Source organism: Streptococcus equinus (genome assembly GCF_900101445.1).
Classification (GTDB): domain Bacteria; phylum Bacillota; class Bacilli; order Lactobacillales; family Streptococcaceae; genus Streptococcus; species Streptococcus equinus_B.
This window is the reverse complement of the sequence record NZ_FNKE01000001.1, coordinates 1,061,597-1,080,742: the sequence shown is the minus strand read 5'-3', so window position 1 is coordinate 1,080,742 and position 19,146 is coordinate 1,061,597. Positions and strand designations below refer to the sequence as shown.

The window sequence follows — 19,146 nt, the reverse complement described above, 5'->3', positions numbered from 1 at the left end:
GGAAGAATGATGAAATATCTTAATTTAAAACTCAGACGGGATATCAGACGTCATTGGCAACAATTCTTTTCAGTGTTTTTGATGTCCTTGTTAAGTGTGTTGATTTTTGTTGGGCTGCAAGGAGCTTGGCATGGTTTGGAGAAAAGTTTAGATACTTTTATCTCAGATTCGCACTTGCCTACGGTTTGGCTTCAAGCGGATGCTATCAGCAACAACCAACTAAAAGACATAAAAGCCCTACCTTGCGTGGATAGGGTTGATGCTAAGACAAAACTTCTAGCGAAGGTTGATCTTAAGAGTGATTCAGAAAAGTATCTAACCTTAGAATCGTTTGATGAATCGGCTAAAAAAGTAATCACTGTTGATAAAGGGAAAAACTTTGATAATGATTCTGAAGGCATTTGGTTAGATAGCAATTTTGCTAAGGAAAATCAGTTGACGCTTGGTGATGACGTTAGTCTTGTCATTGCTAATCAAACTGTTCATTTTCCAATTAAAGGCTTGGTAGAGTCAGCAGATAAGATTTATTTTACAGGAAGTCTTGAGTATTTAGCACCAAATTCTAAGAATTATGCTTACGGCTATGTGTCAGAAAATGCCTTAGCCAAGGTAACGAGAGGTCGCACAACTTACAATGCTCTCGATATTTATGCCAAAAAGGATGATATCAGACACGATATTGAAGAGATTTTAGGGGAGCATTTGCTTTCTTATGATAACCAGAAAACGTTGACAGAAGTGTCAGAAGCGACTGGACGTGTTGGACAAATTCGAAATCTGTCTTATCTTTTCTCTTTCATCTTTATCCTTTTAGCAATCCTTGCTATGTTTACGACCATTCGACGCCTGATTGAAAGTCAAACCAAAGAAATTGCAGTCATTAAAGCTTTGGGCTATTCAAATGGGCAAATCACTTGGCATTATATTTCTTTTGGCTTATTAGTTGGAAGTTTTGGAGCTTTGGCTGGCGCGGCTGTCTCTCCTTTGATGTCGCTTTTTGTGCTTGAGACACAAAAGACGATGTTTACCTTGCCAGATTGGCAGATTGCTTATTCGTGGTCATCGTTGGTTGTCATTTTGCTTGTCATCTTTATTTGTACCTTGTCAGCTTATTTGGCATCTCGTCAGGTCATTAAAGGATTACCAGCTGTTTTCTTACGTGGAAAAACGAAGAAAGTTCACCATGTGTTTCTTGAAAAACTTCCTCTTTTATGGAATCGTATTTCTGATGAGAGCAAATGGGCGATTCGTGATGCCTTTATTAACAGGGTGAGGGTGCTCATGGGAATCGTCGGTGTTGCAGGAAGTATGATGCTTTTGATTGCTGGTGTCGGAATGCCGATTTCAATGAACCATTTGGTGGATAAAGCTTACAATACTGATTTTTCATATACTAAACGCTTGACGGTTGCTAATTACAATCAAGCAGCTAAAACTTATCAAGGTCAAGGCGTGCAGATTAATCAGGCTCATTTTTCAAAAGATGATGGCTATAATCGCCTTTTGATTATTGTTAGTGATGGTGATTTTGTTAATGCAAGAACTGCTGACAACAATGCAATTGAAGAAGGCGGTATTTATGTTACCAACCGTTTTGCAGAATTAGCTGGTATCAAAAAAGGAGAAACTTTGAAAGTAACTCCTTATCAAGACGGCAAATCTTATTCATTTGAGGTCAAGGGAATTGTCACTAGTGAGACTAACCAAGGAGCATATGTCAGAGCAGAAACATTTGAAGCAGCTGGTGGCAAATTCACTCCGAAAACATTGCTAGTAGATAAGACCGTTTCAAAAGCTGATATCAAAAATGACCAAAATATTTTATCAGTCATCAATAAATCAGCACAAGAAAAAAATGCTTATGATTTTGTGAATAGTTTGATGAGTGTGTTCTTGATGATTATCGGCTTTGCTTTGCTACTTGTCATCGTTGTTCTTTACAACCTTGGTTCTCTGAATTTTGTTGAACGGATGCGTGATTATGCAACGCTTCAAGTTCTCGGTTTTTCTAAGAAAAATTTGCAATTGATTACCATGATTGAAAATCTAATGACAACATCAATTGGTTGGATTTTGGGAATTCCAATGGGAATCTGGTTCTTGAGATGCTACGTGGCAACCTTCTCAACCATTCGTATTGAATACACAGCCTACATCACTTGGCAAGTTCTTTTGATTGCTAGTGTCCTAGTCTGGGTGACATCTGCAGTCACAACCCTCATTATCAGCCATAAAATTAAAACCATTAATATGGTTGAAGCCTTAAAAGGAGTTGAGTAAAAAAACAGTCCAGTGGACTGTTTTTTCACGAGCCTAGCAATAGAAAAGCGAGTTAGGTCCAGTGGGCAGTTTTTTCATGAGCCAAGAAATAGAAAATCGAGTCAAGTCCAGTGGACTGTTTTTTCACGAGCCAAAAAATAAAAAATCGAGTCAAGTCCAGTGGGTAGTTGAATCTGTCGATGACACTACTTATAAATCAATTTCCAAGATGATTGGTGTGTGGTCTTGACGTGCGCCTGAGTCAATCATTTCTGATTTTGTTACTTTGTCTGCGATGCGGTTTGATGTGAGCCAGTAGTCAATGCGCCAGCCAGTGTTGTTAATTTTACTTGTCTTACTGCGTTGAGCCCACCAGCTGTATACGTTTGGAATGTTACCATGAAGGTGACGGAAAGTATCTGTGAACCCTTTAGCAAGCAGGTTAGTGAAACCAGCACGTTCTTCATCGGTAAATCCAGCAGAACGGCGGTTTGAATTTGGATTGGCAAGGTCGATTTCTTGATGAGCAACGTTGTAGTCACCAGTAGCTAGAACAGGTTTCTTTTGGTCAAGTTCAGCTAGGTATTGGGCGTATTTTTCGTCCCAAAGTTGGCGTTCAGCCAGGCGTTTAAGCCCGTCGCCAGCATTTGGTGTGTAAACTTGTGTGACAAAAAACTTATCAAATTCAAGTGTAATAATGCGTCCTTCACTATCCATGGTATCTGGAGCACCGATTTCTGGGAAAGAAATTTCTGGTGTTAAGGCTTTTTTATAAAGAAACATTGTCCCAGCGTAGCCTTTTCTGGCTGGTTCAACAGAAGAACGCCAAGAAATGTCATAGTCTGGGAAGTAGTCATTCAAAATTTGCAGGTGTTTCTTTGTAGGTCCTTTTGCTGAGAGTTTAGTTTCTTGGATAGCGATGATATCAGCATCCTCAGCTACCAAAGTATCGATGACTGCGCGTGAAAGAACTGCTCTAGCTGAGTCACTAGTTAAGGCAGCATTGATTGAGTCAATATTCCATGAAATGAGTTTCATAATCTTATCCCAAAGCTTTGATTTAACAAAACTTTTTCTTCTTTCTAAAGTCTAATCGTTAGTTTCTATTTTATCAAAAAATGAACTGGCATGCGATTTTAATGCTTTTTTCTTGTGATTGTTTTTTAAAGGAATATAATCTATTTAGATAAATTTCTAAATAGATTTTTTAGAAAAGTAGGGATTGTTATGGCATTTGCAGAGACATTTAAGGCACTTTCTCATCCCATTCGGCGAGAGATTTTGACCTTGCTAAAGGAAAATTCTTTGACAGCTGGTGAGATTACTAGTCATTTCGACCTTGCTGGAGCAACTATTTCGCATCATCTGAGCATTTTGAAAAAAGCAGGTCTTGTGGTTGAAAAGCGTGAGAAGAATTTTATTTACTATGAGTTATGTACTTCTGTTTTGGAAGATATTATGACTTGGCTTGCGGATTTAAAGGAGAGATCAGGAGATGAAAATTAAGAAAAAACAACTATTATCAACAATTTTTGTGATTATTTTGCCAGCTTTGATAGGAGCATTTTTCTGGAAAGCTTTGCCAGAGCAAGTACCAACTCATTTTGGAATTGATGGACAAGCTGACGGTTATAGTAGCAAGCTCTTTACCCTTCTTGCTTTTCCGATTTTATTTGTGCTTTTTCAAATTATCGCTTTAGCCTCACTTGAAAAGGAGTCTGTAAAAGTAACGGTTCCAGCTAAAATGAGAAAGCTCTATGCTTGGATTATTCCAGCTTTAAGTTTAATTGTTCAAGGCTCAATTTATGCGAATGCCCTTGGCTGGGTGAAGAGTAGCCCGACTCTTGTAACAGCTTTTTTGGGGATTATTTTTGTGATTATCGGAAATTATCTTCCAAAAACACATCGAAATCATACAATAGGGATTCGAATTCCTTGGACGCTGTCTGATGACAAAAATTGGCATAAGACACACCGCATGGCAGGTAAACTTTGGGTGCTTGGTGGTTTGCTTATCTTGCTTGAATCTTTTATCCAAATAGCACTTCCTTACGTGATTGCAGTGGTCATTGCTGTCATGGTTAGTGCACCAATTGTTTATTCATTTCTTCTTAGTCGAAAATCCTAAAAACTGATTTGCCTAGTTTTTTAGCCGTAAAATTGTTTAATTGTGTTATAATGATAGAACAAAATTAAAGGAGATAGTGTGATGAAAAAGACGGTATCCTATTGGTTAATTGCTTTATGGTTTTTAGTAATGCTAATCAGCTATTGGATTTTTTTACCGCCCATTAATATTTTTAGCGTAGCATTTTGGATTTTTGTTTTAGAGGGCTTGGCTTTGGCTTTTGGAGGCATTGCCTTGTTGTCTCTTGGTGGCAAAGTCCAACAAGTAACTTTCCAAGTGCCAGGCAGTCGTGTTAGAAAAGTGGTTTCAACGCCAAGACCTGCTTTTGGAAAAGTTTTGTCTGGCATTAGTCTTGCTATTGCAGTGATTTTACTTATTCTCGGGGCATCAACTTTTTTAAATTCTCGTTTGTTTAGAGCAAAAAGTTATGCTAATGTGATTAAGGTCAAAGATGCTGATTTTGCTTCTGACTTCCCAGAGACTGACATTTCTCACTTGGCTTTGCTTGACCGTTCATCAGCTAAGAAAATTGGTGACACTTACCTTGGAACGATTGATAAAGTTTCACAATTTGGCATTTCAGATGATTATCGTCAAGTGACAATTGGTGAGCAACCTTACCGTGTATCCCCTCTTGAATACAAATCTTTCTGGAAATGGTTTTCTAACCACAAAGATGGAATTGGCTACTATGTCAAAGTTAACCAAACAACTGGTAAAGCAGAGCTAGTTAAACTCGATAAAGGAATGAAATATTCAGATTCTGAGTACTTTTTCAATGATACGCTCCGCTATTTACGCCTAAAATACCCAACAGTGATTTTTGGAGACCCGTCGTTTGAAGTTGATGATAAGGGTAATCCTTACTACGTTGCAACAACTTATAAACCTAAGTTCATGTTGACATCTAATGACCCAACGGGAGCTATTTTGATTAATGCGGTTACGGGTGAGACAAAACGATATGCCCTTAAAGATGTTCCAAAATGGGTTGACCGTGTCTTTTCTGCTAATAATGTGATTAGCCGTGTTGATGATTATTACACTTATCAAAAAGGTTTCTGGAATACTGTCTTCAGCCAAACAGGTGTGAAAAAGACAACGGATAGTTATAACTATATCTCAATTGGTTCAGATATTTACCTCTACACAGGTATCACATCGGCTACTGCAGACTCTTCAAACCTTGGCTTTATCTTGGTCAACATGCGTACTCGTGAAGTGACAAATTACAAGTTAGCTTCAGCAACAGAAACAGCAGCTCAAGAATCAGCTGAAGGAGAAGTGCAAGAAAAACACTACGAAGCAACAGCGCCAACCTTGGTGAAATTGGACGGCAAAGCTTATTATCTTGTATCTTTGAAGGATGCTGCTGGTTTGGTTAAATCTTATGCTATCGTTGACGCAGAAGATTACCAACAAGTTACCGTTGATAATGACATCGAGACTTTGATTGCTAAGTTCACGGATTCTGATACTTCAGCTTTGTCAGGCGTTGCTGACAATTCTGGCGAAGCCAAAAAAGTCAAAGTGATTACTGGAGTGGTGGATAAATTAGCCAGCCAAATGATTTCAGGTTCAACAGTTTACTACATCTCATCATCAGGAGAGATTTACAAAGTTAAAGCAACGACTGATACAACAGACAAACTTCCTTTCCTTGCTGTTGGAGATGAGTTTAAAGGTGAACTTCAAGATGATAATTACTTGACTAAGTTTGAGATTACTAATCAAAAATAAACAGTAAAGAGTTTGGAATAAAAATTCCAAGCTCTTTTAGTAGTTAAAAATATGTCAATATCGTACTATAATATTGATTTAACTTTTTAAAATATAAGTACTAACTAGCTCATAGTGCTACAATGTTAGTATTAAAAATTGGAGAGAAAATATGAGAATTGAACATGTCGGTCTTTGGACACAAGATTTAGAGAATATGAAAGAATTTTATTGTAAGTTTTTCAAAGCGACAGCTTCAGAAAAATATCACAATCCGAATTCAAAGTTTTCATCTTATTTTCTAACATTTGCCGATGGAGCGCGTTTAGAACTTTGTCACCGTCCAGATATTGTTTCAGGGAATAAGGATACTTTCGGATTTGCACACTTGGCTTTTTCATTAGGAAGTGAGAAAGAGGTAGATCGTTTTGCTTATTTCATGGCAGAAAACGGATATCCTATTCAAAATGGTCCACGCAGGACAGGTGATGGTTATTATGAGGCAACTATTTATGATCCAGAAGGAAATCAAATAGAATTAACTGTTTAGAGTGTCATCAATAAGTGATTAGAGATAAAAAGTACGAAAACACTTTTTTCCATAGCTTAGTCATTTAACCTATAATCAGCTATAAAATTATGTTATAATTAGGTGTTATCAATAAGGGAGTTTCATTAGCTCCTATTTGAAAGGAAAGAAAATGACTAGTAAACAACCATTTTACATTACAACACCAATTTACTACCCATCAGGTAAGCTTCACATTGGTTCAGCTTATACAACAATCGCTTGTGACGTTTTAGCACGTTACAAACGTATGATGAACTATGATGTCTTTTATTTGACAGGGCTTGATGAACACGGTCAAAAAATCCAACAAAAGGCTGAAGAAGCTGGTATCACACCACAAGCTTATGTTGATGGTATGGCTGCTGATGTTAAAAAACTTTGGGAAATGCTTGATATCTCATACGATAAATTCATCCGTACAACTGACGATTACCATGAAAAAGTTGTTGCCGAAGTTTTTGAAAAATTGTTGGCACAAGATGACATTTATTTAGGTGAGTATTCTGGTTGGTACTCAGTTTCAGATGAAGAATTCTTTACAGAAAGCCAATTGGAAGAAGTTTTCCGTGATGAAAATGGTAAAGTCATCGGTGGTATTGCTCCTTCTGGACACGAAGTTGAATGGGTTTCTGAAGAATCTTACTTCCTACGTCTTGGAAAATACGCTGATCGTTTGGTAGAATTCTTCCACGCACACCCAGACTTCATTCAACCTGATGGTCGTATGAACGAAATCATTAAAAACTTCATCGAACCAGGTCTTGAAGATTTGGCTGTCAGCCGTACATCATTTACATGGGGTGTTAAAGTCCCTTCAAATCCAAAACACGTTGTTTACGTATGGATTGATGCTCTTCTTAACTATGCGACTGCACTTGGTTATGGTCAAGAAGACCACGCAAACTTTGATAAATTCTGGAACGGAACAGTCTTCCACATGGTTGGTAAAGATATCCTTCGTTTCCACTCAATTTACTGGCCAATTATGTTGATGATGCTTGACATGAAATTGCCTGAACGCTTGATTGCCCACGGTTGGTTTGTCATGAAAGATGGTAAAATGTCTAAATCTAAAGGTAATGTGGTTTACCCAGAAATGTTGGTTGAACGTTTCGGTCTTGACCCACTTCGTTATTACCTCATGCGTTCACTTCCAGTTGGTTCAGACGGTACATTTACACCAGAAGATTACGTTGGACGTATCAACTATGAATTAGCCAACGACCTTGGTAACCTTCTTAACCGTACAGTTGCCATGATTAACAAATATTTCGTTGGTGACGTTCCTGCTTACGTTGAAAATGTTACTGAATTTGACGCTGATTTAGCAGCATTGGTGGCTGAAAAAATCACTGAATACCACAAACAAATGAACGCTGTTGATTACCCACGTGCTCTTGATGCCGTTTGGAGTATCATCTCACGTACTAACAAATACATCGATGAAACAGCTCCTTGGGTACTTGCAAAAGATGAAGCTAAACGTGACGAATTAGCAGCAGTAATGGCTCACTTGGCAGCTAGCCTTCGTGTGGTTGCTCACCTTATCCAACCATTCATGATGACAACATCAAATGCTATCATGGAACAACTTGGTCTTGGTGCTAACTTTGACCTTGAAAACCTTGCACTTTCAGGTTTCCCAGAAGGTGTTAAAGTGGTTGCTAAAGGAACACCAATCTTCCCACGTCTTGACATGAAAGCTGAAATTGATTACATCAAAGCTAACATGGGCGCTGGCGCTGTTGTCGCAGAAGAAAAAGAATGGGATCCAACTGAAGTAGAACTTAAAAACGAGAAGAAAGCTATCAAATTCGATGACTTTGACAAAGTTGAAATTCGTGTTGCTGAAGTCAAAGAAGTTTCTAAAGTTGAAGGTTCAGAAAAACTTCTTAAATTCCGTCTTGATGCTGGTGATGGCGAAGACCGTCAAATCTTATCAGGAATTGCGAAATTCTATCCAAATGAACAAGAATTAGTTGGTAAAAAATTGCAAATCGTTGCAAACTTGAAACCACGTAAAATGATGGGACTTGTCAGCCAAGGTATGATTCTATCAGCTGAACACGATGGCAGCTTAACAGTCCTTACAGTTGATCCAAGCGTACCAAACGGAAGCCAAATCGGATAATTTTTATTAGCATAAATACTTAAAAATACTCAGTTCTCACAGTAGCTTTATACTGTAGGAACTGGGTATTTAGCTTGCTCTCAAATGAAAAGAAAATTGAAAAGATAAAGGAAATTCTGAAAAAAGACTGTTAATTTTCGCTTAAGTTTCATTTGATAAATTTACTGACGCATTGAACAACAACGTTTTTAGAATCGAGAATAAGAAATGACATTAAAAATCTTATCACGAGAAGATTATGAAAAACTAGACACACGTTTTAAAGAACGCTCTTTCATGCAATCGGTGCAAATGGCTGATTTGCTTGAAAAACGTGGCTTTGAAATCACATTTTTAGGCTTGAAAGCTGATGACGCAATTCAAGTAGCTGGTGTGCTTTACAGTATGCCGATGACTGGTGGACTTCATATGGAAATTAATTCAGGTCCAGCCTCAACCAATCCAAGCTACCTTTCTGAATTTTATAAGGAATTAAAACGTTATGCCAAGGAAAATGGTGCTTTTGAACTTGTTGTCAAACCTTATGATACCTATCAAAGTTTTGACAGTCATGGTAAGCCCAACGATGATGAAAAACCTGAGCTAATCACTTGTTTGACGGAGTTTGGCTACCACTATGATGGTTTACAAACTGGCTATCCTGGTGGTGAGCCTGATTGGCATTACGTAAAAGATTTATCAGGGTTAACACCCGAAACTCTGACAAAATCCTTTAGTAAAAAAGGTCGTCCTCTAGCTAAAAAGACGAATACGTTTGGTATCAAGGTTCGCAAGCTAGAGCGTGATGAATTGTATATTTTTAAAGAAATCACAGCGTCAACCTCTGCTAGACGAGAATACACGGATAAGCCTTTAGATTATTACGAAGCATTTTATGATAGTTTTGGAGAGGCTTGTGAGTTCATGATTGCAACGATTAATTTTCAAGATTATCTCAAAAATGTGCAAGCAGGTCATGACAAGATTGCAGCAGAATTAGCTGTTTTAAATCAAAAAATCGCTGATGGCGTTAACTCAGCCAAGGTTAATAAGCAAAAAGCTCAATTGGACAAACAAATTGCGACATTTGATGTTCGTCTAAAAGAAGCAAAAGCCTTGATTGAAAAACACGGTTCAGAGGACGTGGTCTTAGCAGGAAGTCTCTTTGTTTACACACCACAAGAAGCTGTTTATCTTTTCAGTGGTTCCTACACTGAATTTAACAAATTCTATGCCCCAGTTGCTCTGCAAGAACATGTGATGACAGAAGCACTGAAACGTGGTATTAATTTCTATACTTTCCTTGGTATTCAAGGGATTTTTGATGGTAGCGATGGTGTCCTTCGTTTCAAACAAAACTTCAATGGTTACATTGTCCGCAAAATGGGAACTTTCCGCTACTACCCACGACCAATGCTGCATAAAATCATTGCAATTGCTAAGAAAATCTTAAGACGATAACCCAAACGAGCCTTAGGGCTCGTTTTTTTTTAATAAAAACTCCTTTTTAAAACACTATTATGTTTTACATACTAGTTAAAAAGTATTATAATGTGAGCATAAGAGGTAACTTGCAATACAAACTAGTGAAAGGATGAACGATGAGAGAGACACAACTTTTAAAAGGTGTATTAGATGGATGTGTTTTACAGATAATTTCAAAAGAAGAAATCTATGGCTATGAATTGGTACAACGCTTAAAAACTGCTGGATTTGTCAATATTGTTGGTGGTACGGTTTATCCGCTTTTACAAAAATTAGAGAAAAAAGAAATGATTTCATCACAAATGAAACCATCTCCAGATGGTCCACCAAGAAAATATTTCCAAATAACGGAAAAAGGTGAAGAATATTTGGGTGATTTTTGGAAAGAGTGGCATGATTTAGTTTCTAAGGTATCAGAATTAGAGGTGAATGATAATGGAAAAGATGATTAATTATTACGAAGAAACTCAAAAAGTAGTAGAGAGTTTTTCGCAATTTGACAAAGAATATTTTGAAAAAGTTGAAGATTATATGCGCTACTCTGCCATCTTACGAGATGAAGACGCAGTTCGTGAACTTATTTTTCAATTGGCACTTGACCTTAAAGATGCTGAGAAAGACGGATTAACTGCTAAAGAGTTTTTTGGAGATAATCCCAAGAAAATGGTAGATGAACTCGTTAAAAATTTAAAGGCTTCCTCGAAGGTATCAATAGCAAAATTCTTTATCTTTCTCTTCACAGTTATTTGTTATGGACACTTTTTAGGTGATTACTCATCTAATGGGGCAGTTTCATTTAATGTCGTTGAATATTTGAGTAGTATCATTTTTGGTGCTGTCATTTTAGCTATTTTTATTCTTTTTTATAAAAAAAGTGTTTATGACTTCACTTTCCGAAAGAATATGTTCTTAAATTCAGCCACTTATGCACTGCTTGGAATTTTTATAGTTGGTATTGTTTTCTTACTAAATGAATTCGAAAATGTCGTTACAGTAAGTAGTTTGACTCTCTCTCCATTGTTTAGTGTTATTTTAGCTTTAATTTTAAGTGCAGTTGCGATATATATATCAGTCAAAAAGATTTTATTTAAGCCTTTTATTCCAATTATAGTGGGATATTTCATTTCAGGAACTTTAAGAATGATTATTAATTTAACTAGAGTTCAGAATATATTTTTAGAATATTTGCCAGTCATTGTGATTTGTGTTGGGATACTTTTATTTTTAAAACAATCACATATTTTGAAGTTTAAACAATCATAATAACCCAAACGAGCCTTAGGGCTCGTTTTTTGGTATACTAGTGGTATTAATTATCAAGGAGAGAAAAAATGACTTTTGAAGAAATTTTGCCTGGTTTGAAGGCTAAGAAAAAATATGTGCGTACTGGCTGGGGCGGAGCAGAAAATTACGTTCAGCTTTTTGACAGCATCGAGCAAAATGGTGTGGCACTTCCAGTAACACCATACTTCCTCATCAATGTGTCAGGCGAGGGTGAAGGTTTTTCAATGTGGTCACCAACTCCGTGTGACGTCCTAGCTACTGACTGGGTTGAAGTTCATGACTAAAGTACTTATCACAGGTGTAAGCTCAGGAATTGGGCTTGCTCAAGCGCGACTTTTTTTGGAAAATGGCTGTGCGGTATACGGCGTTGATAAGTCGCAAGCGCCTGAGATTCACGATGATAATTTTCATTTTCTACAGTTAGATTTGACGACGGATTTAGCTGCGCTCTACGATTTTGTATCTGACGTGGATATCTTATGTAACACCGCTGGAATTCTCGACGCTTACAAGCCTTTGCTTGAAGTATCAGACGACGAATTGGAACGTGTTTTTCAGACCAATTTCTTTGCGACAGTTAAAATCACCCGTCATTATTTGGCAAAAATGGTTGAAAGACAATCTGGTATTATCATTAACATGTGTTCGGTTGCTTCATTTATTGCTGGTGGGGGCGGAGCAGCTTACACAGCTAGTAAGCATGCCCTTGCAGGTTTCACGCGCCAGCTTGCACTTGACTATGCTAAAGACAAGATTCAAGTGTTTGGTATCGCACCAGGTGCGGTCAAAACAGCCATGACAGCTAGCGATTTTGAACCAGGAGGTTTAGCTGACTGGGTTGCCCAAGAAACACCAATTGGACGTTGGAGCCAGCCTGAAGAAATTGCTGACTTGACAGAATTTTTAGCATCAGGAAAAGCCACATCTATGCAAGGTGAAATCATCAAAATCGATGGCGGCTGGAGTTTGAAATAAATAGAGATAAGGAGACTTCTAAAATGAAGAGGAGAAAACCATAGGCTACTCTCTGTCGAACTTGTAAATTGAAGTAAGACAGAAAAGAACAGGAGAAAGCTTATGAATGCACAAGAACTTTGGAATAAATACAAAAAAATAAATCCTTCAATCGGAGATGATATTGATGCTTGGCAATTTGGAGTAGAAGCTGATTTGTTAGCGCAGCTAGTCCTTGAAGGAACAAAAACAGCGACAGCGTCGGCTTATGATTTATACGCTGTTGATAATGATCCGCTACCTGAGGTTGGGTCTTATGATGTGGTTCTCGACAGTCAAGACCAAGCAGTTTGTATCATTCAAATCAAGAAAGTCTCTGTTGTGCCATTTAATCAGGTGTCAGCAGAGCACGCTTTCAAAGAAGGTGAAGGTGATAGAACGTTAGCTTATTGGCGTGATGTCCACGAGAACTTTTTCAAACCTTATTACAATGAATACGGTCTGACATTTAACGGTGATAGCCAAATTGTTCTTGAAGAATTTGAAGTGGTCTATCCCACACTTTAGTATGACAATTACTTGTTATAGTATCAGTTTGAGAAACGAACATGTGTTAAACTGTGCTTAGACATTAATTAGGAGGAAATCCATGAAATTAGCTATTTTAGGAACAGGAAAAATCGTTGAAGAGGTTTTACCAGTTTTAAAAGAAATTAATGGAATTGAATTATCAGCGATTTTATCTACACCTCGCAGTATTGAAAAGGCTGAAAAACTAGCTGAGCTTTATGCGATTAGTCAAGCTAGCAGCGACTACGATAACATTTTGGCAAATCCAGATGTGGATACGGTTTATGTTGCCCTTCCAAATCACTTGCATTATGACTACGCTAAAAAAGCTTTGCTAGCTGGCAAGCACGTCATTTGTGAAAAGCCGTTTACACTTACTTTGGCTGAGTTCGAAGATTTGGCTAAAATAGCTGAGCAAGAAAATCGAATTTTACTTGAAGCCATTACCAACCAATACCTTGGCAATTTTGCTTCTATTAAAGCTAATCTTTCAAAACTTGGTGAAATCAAGATTGTAGAGTGCAATTACTCACAATATTCATCTCGTTACGATGCCTTTAAACGTGGTGAAATTGCACCAGCTTTTGACCCAGCAAAAGGTGGCGGAGCTCTTCGTGACTTAAATATTTACAATATTCACTTGGTGGTTGGTTTGTTTGGTAAACCTGAAAAAGTTCAGTACTTGGCAAATGTTGAACGCGATGTGGACACTTCAGGAATTTTGATTATGGATTATGGACATTTCAAGGCTGCTTGTATTGGTGCTAAAGATTGTAGTGCTGACATCAAGTCTACTATCCAAGGAAATAAAGGCTCTATTGCTGTACTTGGACCAACTAATAGTATGCCAGAATTGTCCCTAGCTCTAAACGGTCAAAGTATGACAATGATTAACGAAAATTCCTTAAATCATCGTATGCATGATGAGTTTGTAGCCTTTCAAGCCATTATCGAACACAAAGATATGGCAGCAACAAAATTAGCACTTGACCACAGCCGTCTAGTCATGGAAGTTTTGGACGAAGCTGTTAAGAGCATGTAGTTAAGGTGCAGATGCTATAAAATTAAGCCTTGAGGCGGTAAATGTGATATAATGGAGTAGCTTGTGTAAGTTGATTGAAAATTTTTAGTTAACTTACAAATCTACTCTATTTTTTTAAGGAATGAAATCATGTCAAATTATGCAATTATTTTAGCAGCTGGTAAGGGAACTCGTATGAAATCTGACCTTCCTAAGGTTCTTCATAAAGTTTCAGGAATTACAATGTTGGAACATGTTTTCCGTGCGGTATCAGCTTTGAATCCAGAAAAAAACGTTACTGTTATTGGACATAAAGCAGAAATGGTTCGTGAAGTTTTAGCTGGCAAATCAGAATTTGTCATGCAAACAGAACAACTTGGTACTGGTCACGCTGTCATGATGGCAGAAGATGAATTGGCTGGTCTTGATGGTCAAACACTTGTTATCGCAGGTGATACACCACTTATTACTGGCGAAAGCTTGAAAGAATTGATTGAATTTCACGTTAGCCACAAAAATGTCGCAACTATTTTAACAGCGACTGCTGAAAATCCATTCGGTTATGGACGTATCATCCGCAATGAAAATGGTGAAGTGCTTAAGATTGTTGAACAAAAAGATGCTTCTGAATATGAACGTCAAGTCAAAGAAATCAATACAGGAACATACGTTTTTGATAACAAACGCTTGTTTGAAGCTCTTAAAAACATCAACACAAACAACGCTCAAGGTGAGTACTACTTGACTGACGTTATTTCAATTTTCCGTAACGCTGGTGAAAAAGTTGGAGCATATGTTCTTCATGATTTCGATGAAAGTCTTGGTGTTAACGACCGCGTAGCTCTTGCGACAGCAGAAGACATTATGCGTCGTCGTATCAACAAAAAACATATGGTTAATGGTGTTACTTTCCAAAATCCAGCAGCAACTTACATCGATGTTGACGTTGAAATTGCTCCTGATGTGATGATTGAAGCCAACGTTACCCTTAAAGGAAATACAAAAGTTGGTGCAGGTTCTGTTTTGACAAATGGAACATACCTTGTTGATTCAACAATCGGTGAAAATGTGGTTATCACAAATTCTATGATTGAAAAATCAGTGGTTAAAGATGGCGTTACAATTGGTCCATTTGCTCACGTGCGTCCTGATTCAACACTTGAAGAAAAAGTTCACGTTGGTAACTTCGTTGAAGTGAAATCATCAACAGTTGGTAAAGGAACAAAAGCAGGTCACTTGACTTACATTGGAAATACAACAACTGGACACGATGTTAACTTCGGAGCTGGTACAATTATTGCTAACTACGACGGACAACACAAATTCAACACAACTATTGGAAATAATGTCTTTGTTGGAAGTAACTCAACAATCATTTCTCCAGTAACTTTGGGTGACAATGCCCTTACAGCAGCTGGTTCAACAATTTACCAAGATGTTGAAAAAGATGCTCTTGCTATTGGACGTGGTCGTCAAGTTAATAAAGCAGGTTATGCCCTTAACAAACCACACCACCCAAATAACAAAAAATAATCATTTTTGCTAAACTTTTTGGCATTTGAAAAGAGGATGACAAGCTCACCCTCTTTTTCTATTTTTTAGAAAAATTAAGTAGATTTCACGGATATTTCAGCAGTTTAAGCGTATTGGAATAGCAATTCTTGGGACTTTGTAGTAAAATTTAATGTGGAAATATTTTAAGGGAGATTGCTTAGTATGGATTTTGAAGAAAAAACGCTCAAGCGAACAGAGATTTTTGATGGGCATGTGATTAAAGTTGTTGTCGATGATGTTGAATTACCAAATAATCTAGGACAAGCCAAACGTGAATTGATTTTTCACCGCGGAGCAGTTGCGGTTTTAGCTGTAACTGATGAGAATAAAATTATTCTGGTTAAACAATATCGTAAGGCTATTGAAAAAGTTTCTTATGAAATCCCTGCTGGTAAGCTCGAAATTGGTGAAAACGGCTCTGAACAAGATGCCGCTGCGCGTGAATTAGAAGAGGAAACAGGATACTCTGGCGAGTTAAAACAAATTCATGAGTTTTACACTGCCATTGGTTTTTGCAATGAAAAAATTAAGCTTTATCAAGCAACTCATTTGCAAAAAGTGCCAAATCCACGACCACAAGATGATGATGAAGTTTTAGAAATTCTTGAGTTAAGCTATCAAGAATGCATGGATTTGGTCAAATCTGGAGCAATCGAAGATGCTAAAACAATCATAGCCCTTCAATATTATGCTCTGCATTTTGGAGGATAAAAAATGGGTAGACCACTTTTAACAGACGAGATAATCGAACGTGCTAACCGTGGTGAAATCTTTTATGACGATAATTACTTAGAAGATGATGAAGAAACGAAGGTCATCCGAACAGACCAATATGATACATTGACTAGCTATGATCCATATGAGGATTATGAAGACTCTCGAGGTGTTTTGGACAAATGGAAAGACCGCAAAAAAGACGATCAGCATGTTTACAAAAGTCGTCGAATTGAAAATGCGAAACGCAGTAAATTTCAACGAAAACTTAACATGATTATGTTTGTAGTTGTTATTTTATTGATTGCACTCTTTTTCGCAGTATTTAATCTATAAAAAATTAGAAGGAGAAGCAAGGGTAATAACTCTGGAAATAACAGTTGGTATTGCTCTTGTATTTTTGAGATGAAAATTGGAATTATTGCAGCAATGGAAGAAGAATTAAAACTTCTTGTTGAAAATCTTGGTGACAAAACAGAACATGACATTTTGGGAAACACTTACTACGAAGGTAAGCTAGGAAAACATCAAGTTGTCCTTGTTCAATCAGGTATTGGTAAAGTTATGTCAGCTATGTCTGTTGCCATTCTTTCTGACCATTTTGGCGTTGATGCTGTGATTAATACTGGTTCAGCAGGTGCAGTAGCTCCTGGCTTGAAGATTGGTGACGTTGTTGTGGCTGACAAATTAGTCTACCACGACGTTGATGTGACAGCTTTTGGCTATGATTACGGTCAAATGGCTGCGCAACCACTTTATTTTGAATCAGACCAAAACTTTGTTAAAACATTTGAACAAGTGTTAACGGAAGCTAACATTGATAGCAAAATTGGTTTGATTGCGACAGGTGATTCATTTATTGCTGGGCAAGATAAAATCGATGCGATTAAAGCACGCTTCCCAGAAGTTCAAGCTGTTGAAATGGAAGGAGCTGCGATTGCGCAAGCTGCTCACAATTTGCACAAACCATTTATCGTTGTTCGTGCTATGTCAGATACAGCTGCGCACGATGCCAACATTACATTTGACGAATTCATCTTGGAAGCTGGTAAACAATCAGCAAAAATCTTGATGACATTCCTTGAAAAATTAGCTTAAGTCAGAAAAAGCCTGAGGCAAGTGCCTCAGGCTTTTAATATGAAATCTTAGTCAACCTTTTGAACATAAATTTGTTCAGCGATTCGTTCAGGAATCACGAGTTGGCGTGATTGATAGGCAAGAGTATGTGTCTTAGCATAGTCATCAACTTTAACCAATTCAACAGTATCGTTAATTGCTAAGCCGTGTTCTTCAAGGTAGTTTAACAAATGTGCTTCATCGTGAGTACGGCTGATTTGGTAAGTGCCAAGTTCTTCAATCTGGCTGAGTGTTTGGTTGTGAACTTCAATCAAGAGCTCGCCTTTTTTAGGAATTGTCCCACCGTGAGGGCAAAATTCAGGATAATTGAGTTTTTCTTCAAGGCGGTCAATGAAGATTGTAGAGACTGTGTGTTCAAGCACCTCAGCTTCTTGGTGGATTTCATCAGCATTGTAATGAAGGTGGTTAGCCAAAAAGACCTCGATGAGGCGGTGTTTTCGATAAAGTTGTGAGACTAATAATAAACCTTTTCTAGTCAGGTAGTAGCCAACCTCTTTGTCTTTTACGATGAGCCCTTCAGCAATCATTTTTTTGACCATTTCGGTTACAGCTGGTGCAGAGACTTGCATTAAGGCAGCAATTCGTTTATTGGTTATCTTAGTTTTAGTTTCTCCTAGTTCATGGATACATTTTAGATAATCTTCTTTATTTGGTGTCATCTTATCTCGCTTTCTGTTCTTCTATTATAGCAAAAATCTTTTAGCCGTGAGGTGGAAAGCTTGTTATTATAGGATTATTTTAGGAAAACAAGCAAAAAATCAAGGCAGGAAGTCCTAGCTTGATTTTTAGGGATTATTTAAAGTTGTAATCTTTGACAATGTCAATCTTAGTAATGGTAATATCGCTAGTTGGTTTGTCGTTGCTATCAGTATCTACTTTAGAGATAGCATCAACAACATCCATACCATCGATAACTTGTCCAAATACAGTATAGTTTTTATCTAGGCTTGGGTTACCACCTTTGGTATAAGCGTCAATGATTGCTTTTGGATAGCTGTCGCTTGAGAGCTGACTAGATTGGTCAGCTGGATTTTGGTTAATGAAAAATTGACTACCATTGGTATCAGCGCCAGCATTTGCCATGGCTAGTGCACCGCGGATGTTATAGAGGTAAGGTGAGATTTCGTTAGCAAAACCATTACCAGAATCGATTTTCTTGTCTTTACCTTTCCAGATAGACTCTCCTCCTGTGCCATTTCCTTTAGGGTCACCAGACTGAATCATAAAATCAGAAATCACGCGGTGAAATAGAAGCCCATCGTAGTAACCTTTCTTAGCATGAGTTAGGAAATTTTCCACAGCAAGTGGTGCGTATTTTGGAAAGAGTTTAATAGTAATGTCACCTTTAGAGGTATGCATGATGACTTCAGCTTCATTTTGAGCAACATCTGTTGATAATTGAGGAAAAGCAGACGCATCTGCCTGAAGAGCTTTTTTGATCTCTTTTTGGTATGCTTTTGATGATGATGCGCTGGCACTGGCTTGTGCGGCAGAAGAACTTGCTGCTGTCTTAGCATCGACATAATCATTTCCACGAATAGCTCGGGTCATGTTTTCACAACCAGATAAAGTAGCCAAGCAGGCGATTGTTAAACCAAGTGACAATAGTTTTTTCATGTTACCTCCTCATTGACAAATAG

Annotated in this window: 20 protein-coding genes; 17 read left to right on the top strand and 3 right to left on the bottom strand. The window is 37.7% G+C overall.

The window, feature by feature from the left end:
* The first annotated feature begins 9 nt into the window (after nucleotides 1–9).
* Nucleotides 10–2,280 (top strand): ABC transporter permease, encoded by a 2,271-nt coding sequence (locus tag BLR83_RS05390; protein ID WP_074560754.1) that lies wholly within the window; start codon nucleotides 10–12, stop codon nucleotides 2,278–2,280.
* Nucleotides 2,281–2,469: 189 nt separating this feature from the next.
* Here BLR83_RS05390 and BLR83_RS05385 read toward each other — a convergent pair whose 3' ends face one another.
* Nucleotides 2,470–3,297 (bottom strand): exodeoxyribonuclease III, encoded by an 828-nt coding sequence (locus tag BLR83_RS05385; protein WP_074560753.1) that lies wholly within the window; start codon nucleotides 3,295–3,297, stop codon nucleotides 2,470–2,472.
* Nucleotides 3,298–3,486: 189 nt separating this feature from the next.
* Between BLR83_RS05385 and BLR83_RS05380 the strand changes: the two genes are divergently transcribed.
* From BLR83_RS05380 to BLR83_RS05305, 16 genes are all read left to right on the top strand, one after another.
* Nucleotides 3,487–3,765, top strand: coding sequence for an autorepressor SdpR family transcription factor (locus BLR83_RS05380; protein WP_074560752.1), 279 nt, complete (start codon nucleotides 3,487–3,489; stop codon nucleotides 3,763–3,765).
* Nucleotides 3,755–4,387 carry an SdpI family protein gene (locus BLR83_RS05375; protein ID WP_074560751.1) on the top strand — a complete coding sequence of 211 codons (633 nt, stop codon included), beginning with the start codon at nucleotides 3,755–3,757 and terminating at the stop codon, nucleotides 4,385–4,387. Before BLR83_RS05380 ends, BLR83_RS05375 begins: the two co-directional genes overlap by 11 nt.
* Before the next feature lie 81 nt (nucleotides 4,388–4,468).
* Complete coding sequence (locus tag BLR83_RS05370) at nucleotides 4,469–6,127, top strand: hypothetical protein (protein ID WP_081340995.1); 1,659 nt, start codon at nucleotides 4,469–4,471, stop codon at nucleotides 6,125–6,127.
* A 151-nt stretch (nucleotides 6,128–6,278) separates the two neighbouring features.
* On the top strand, nucleotides 6,279–6,656 hold the full coding sequence (locus BLR83_RS05365; RefSeq protein ID WP_074560749.1) for a VOC family protein: 378 nt from the start codon (nucleotides 6,279–6,281) through the stop codon (nucleotides 6,654–6,656).
* A gap of 151 nt (nucleotides 6,657–6,807) precedes the next feature.
* Nucleotides 6,808–8,808 carry a methionine--tRNA ligase gene (gene metG, locus BLR83_RS05360; protein ID WP_074560748.1) on the top strand — a complete coding sequence of 667 codons (2,001 nt, stop codon included), beginning with the start codon at nucleotides 6,808–6,810 and terminating at the stop codon, nucleotides 8,806–8,808.
* Nucleotides 8,809–9,015: 207 nt separating this feature from the next.
* Complete coding sequence (locus tag BLR83_RS05355; protein WP_074560747.1) at nucleotides 9,016–10,248, top strand: aminoacyltransferase; 1,233 nt, start codon at nucleotides 9,016–9,018, stop codon at nucleotides 10,246–10,248.
* Between the two features lie 140 nt (nucleotides 10,249–10,388).
* Nucleotides 10,389–10,724 (top strand): PadR family transcriptional regulator, encoded by a 336-nt coding sequence (locus BLR83_RS05350; RefSeq protein WP_074560746.1) that lies wholly within the window; start codon nucleotides 10,389–10,391, stop codon nucleotides 10,722–10,724.
* The gene (locus BLR83_RS05345) at nucleotides 10,708–11,535 is read left to right on the top strand and encodes an ABC transporter permease (protein WP_074560745.1); all 828 of its coding nucleotides are present in this window, start codon (nucleotides 10,708–10,710) and stop codon (nucleotides 11,533–11,535) included. The genes BLR83_RS05350 and BLR83_RS05345 overlap by 17 nt, the downstream gene beginning before the upstream one ends.
* A gap of 68 nt (nucleotides 11,536–11,603) precedes the next feature.
* Complete coding sequence (locus BLR83_RS05340) at nucleotides 11,604–11,840, top strand: DUF2829 domain-containing protein (protein WP_004232906.1); 237 nt, start codon at nucleotides 11,604–11,606, stop codon at nucleotides 11,838–11,840.
* Complete coding sequence (locus tag BLR83_RS05335) at nucleotides 11,833–12,531, top strand: 3-oxoacyl-ACP reductase (protein WP_074560744.1); 699 nt, start codon at nucleotides 11,833–11,835, stop codon at nucleotides 12,529–12,531. The genes BLR83_RS05340 and BLR83_RS05335 overlap by 8 nt, the downstream gene beginning before the upstream one ends.
* Before the next feature lie 102 nt (nucleotides 12,532–12,633).
* Nucleotides 12,634–13,077, top strand: a complete 444-nt coding sequence (locus BLR83_RS05330; RefSeq protein ID WP_058814148.1) for an ASCH domain-containing protein — start codon at nucleotides 12,634–12,636, stop codon at nucleotides 13,075–13,077.
* An 82-nt stretch (nucleotides 13,078–13,159) separates the two neighbouring features.
* Complete coding sequence (locus tag BLR83_RS05325) at nucleotides 13,160–14,122, top strand: Gfo/Idh/MocA family protein (RefSeq protein WP_074560743.1); 963 nt, start codon at nucleotides 13,160–13,162, stop codon at nucleotides 14,120–14,122.
* A 129-nt stretch (nucleotides 14,123–14,251) separates the two neighbouring features.
* The gene (gene glmU / locus BLR83_RS05320; protein WP_074560742.1) at nucleotides 14,252–15,634 is read left to right on the top strand and encodes a bifunctional UDP-N-acetylglucosamine diphosphorylase/glucosamine-1-phosphate N-acetyltransferase GlmU; all 1,383 of its coding nucleotides are present in this window, start codon (nucleotides 14,252–14,254) and stop codon (nucleotides 15,632–15,634) included.
* 183 nt (nucleotides 15,635–15,817) lie between these two features.
* Nucleotides 15,818–16,366, top strand: coding sequence for an NUDIX hydrolase (locus tag BLR83_RS05315; protein WP_074560741.1), 549 nt, complete (start codon nucleotides 15,818–15,820; stop codon nucleotides 16,364–16,366).
* 3 nt (nucleotides 16,367–16,369) lie between these two features.
* Nucleotides 16,370–16,705 (top strand): cell wall synthase accessory phosphoprotein MacP, encoded by a 336-nt coding sequence (gene macP / locus BLR83_RS05310; protein WP_074560740.1) that lies wholly within the window; start codon nucleotides 16,370–16,372, stop codon nucleotides 16,703–16,705.
* Between the two features lie 69 nt (nucleotides 16,706–16,774).
* Complete coding sequence (locus BLR83_RS05305) at nucleotides 16,775–17,467, top strand: 5'-methylthioadenosine/adenosylhomocysteine nucleosidase (protein ID WP_074560739.1); 693 nt, start codon at nucleotides 16,775–16,777, stop codon at nucleotides 17,465–17,467.
* 47 nt (nucleotides 17,468–17,514) lie between these two features.
* Here the strand turns inward: BLR83_RS05305 and BLR83_RS05300 are convergent, their stop codons facing one another.
* Together BLR83_RS05300 and BLR83_RS05295 are read right to left on the bottom strand one after the other, a co-directional pair.
* Nucleotides 17,515–18,165, bottom strand: a complete 651-nt coding sequence (locus BLR83_RS05300) for a metal-dependent transcriptional regulator (protein ID WP_074560738.1) — start codon at nucleotides 18,163–18,165, stop codon at nucleotides 17,515–17,517.
* A gap of 133 nt (nucleotides 18,166–18,298) precedes the next feature.
* The gene (locus BLR83_RS05295) at nucleotides 18,299–19,123 is read right to left on the bottom strand and encodes a peptidylprolyl isomerase (protein ID WP_074560737.1); all 825 of its coding nucleotides are present in this window, start codon (nucleotides 19,121–19,123) and stop codon (nucleotides 18,299–18,301) included.
* Between the last annotated feature and the right edge of the window lie 23 nt (nucleotides 19,124–19,146).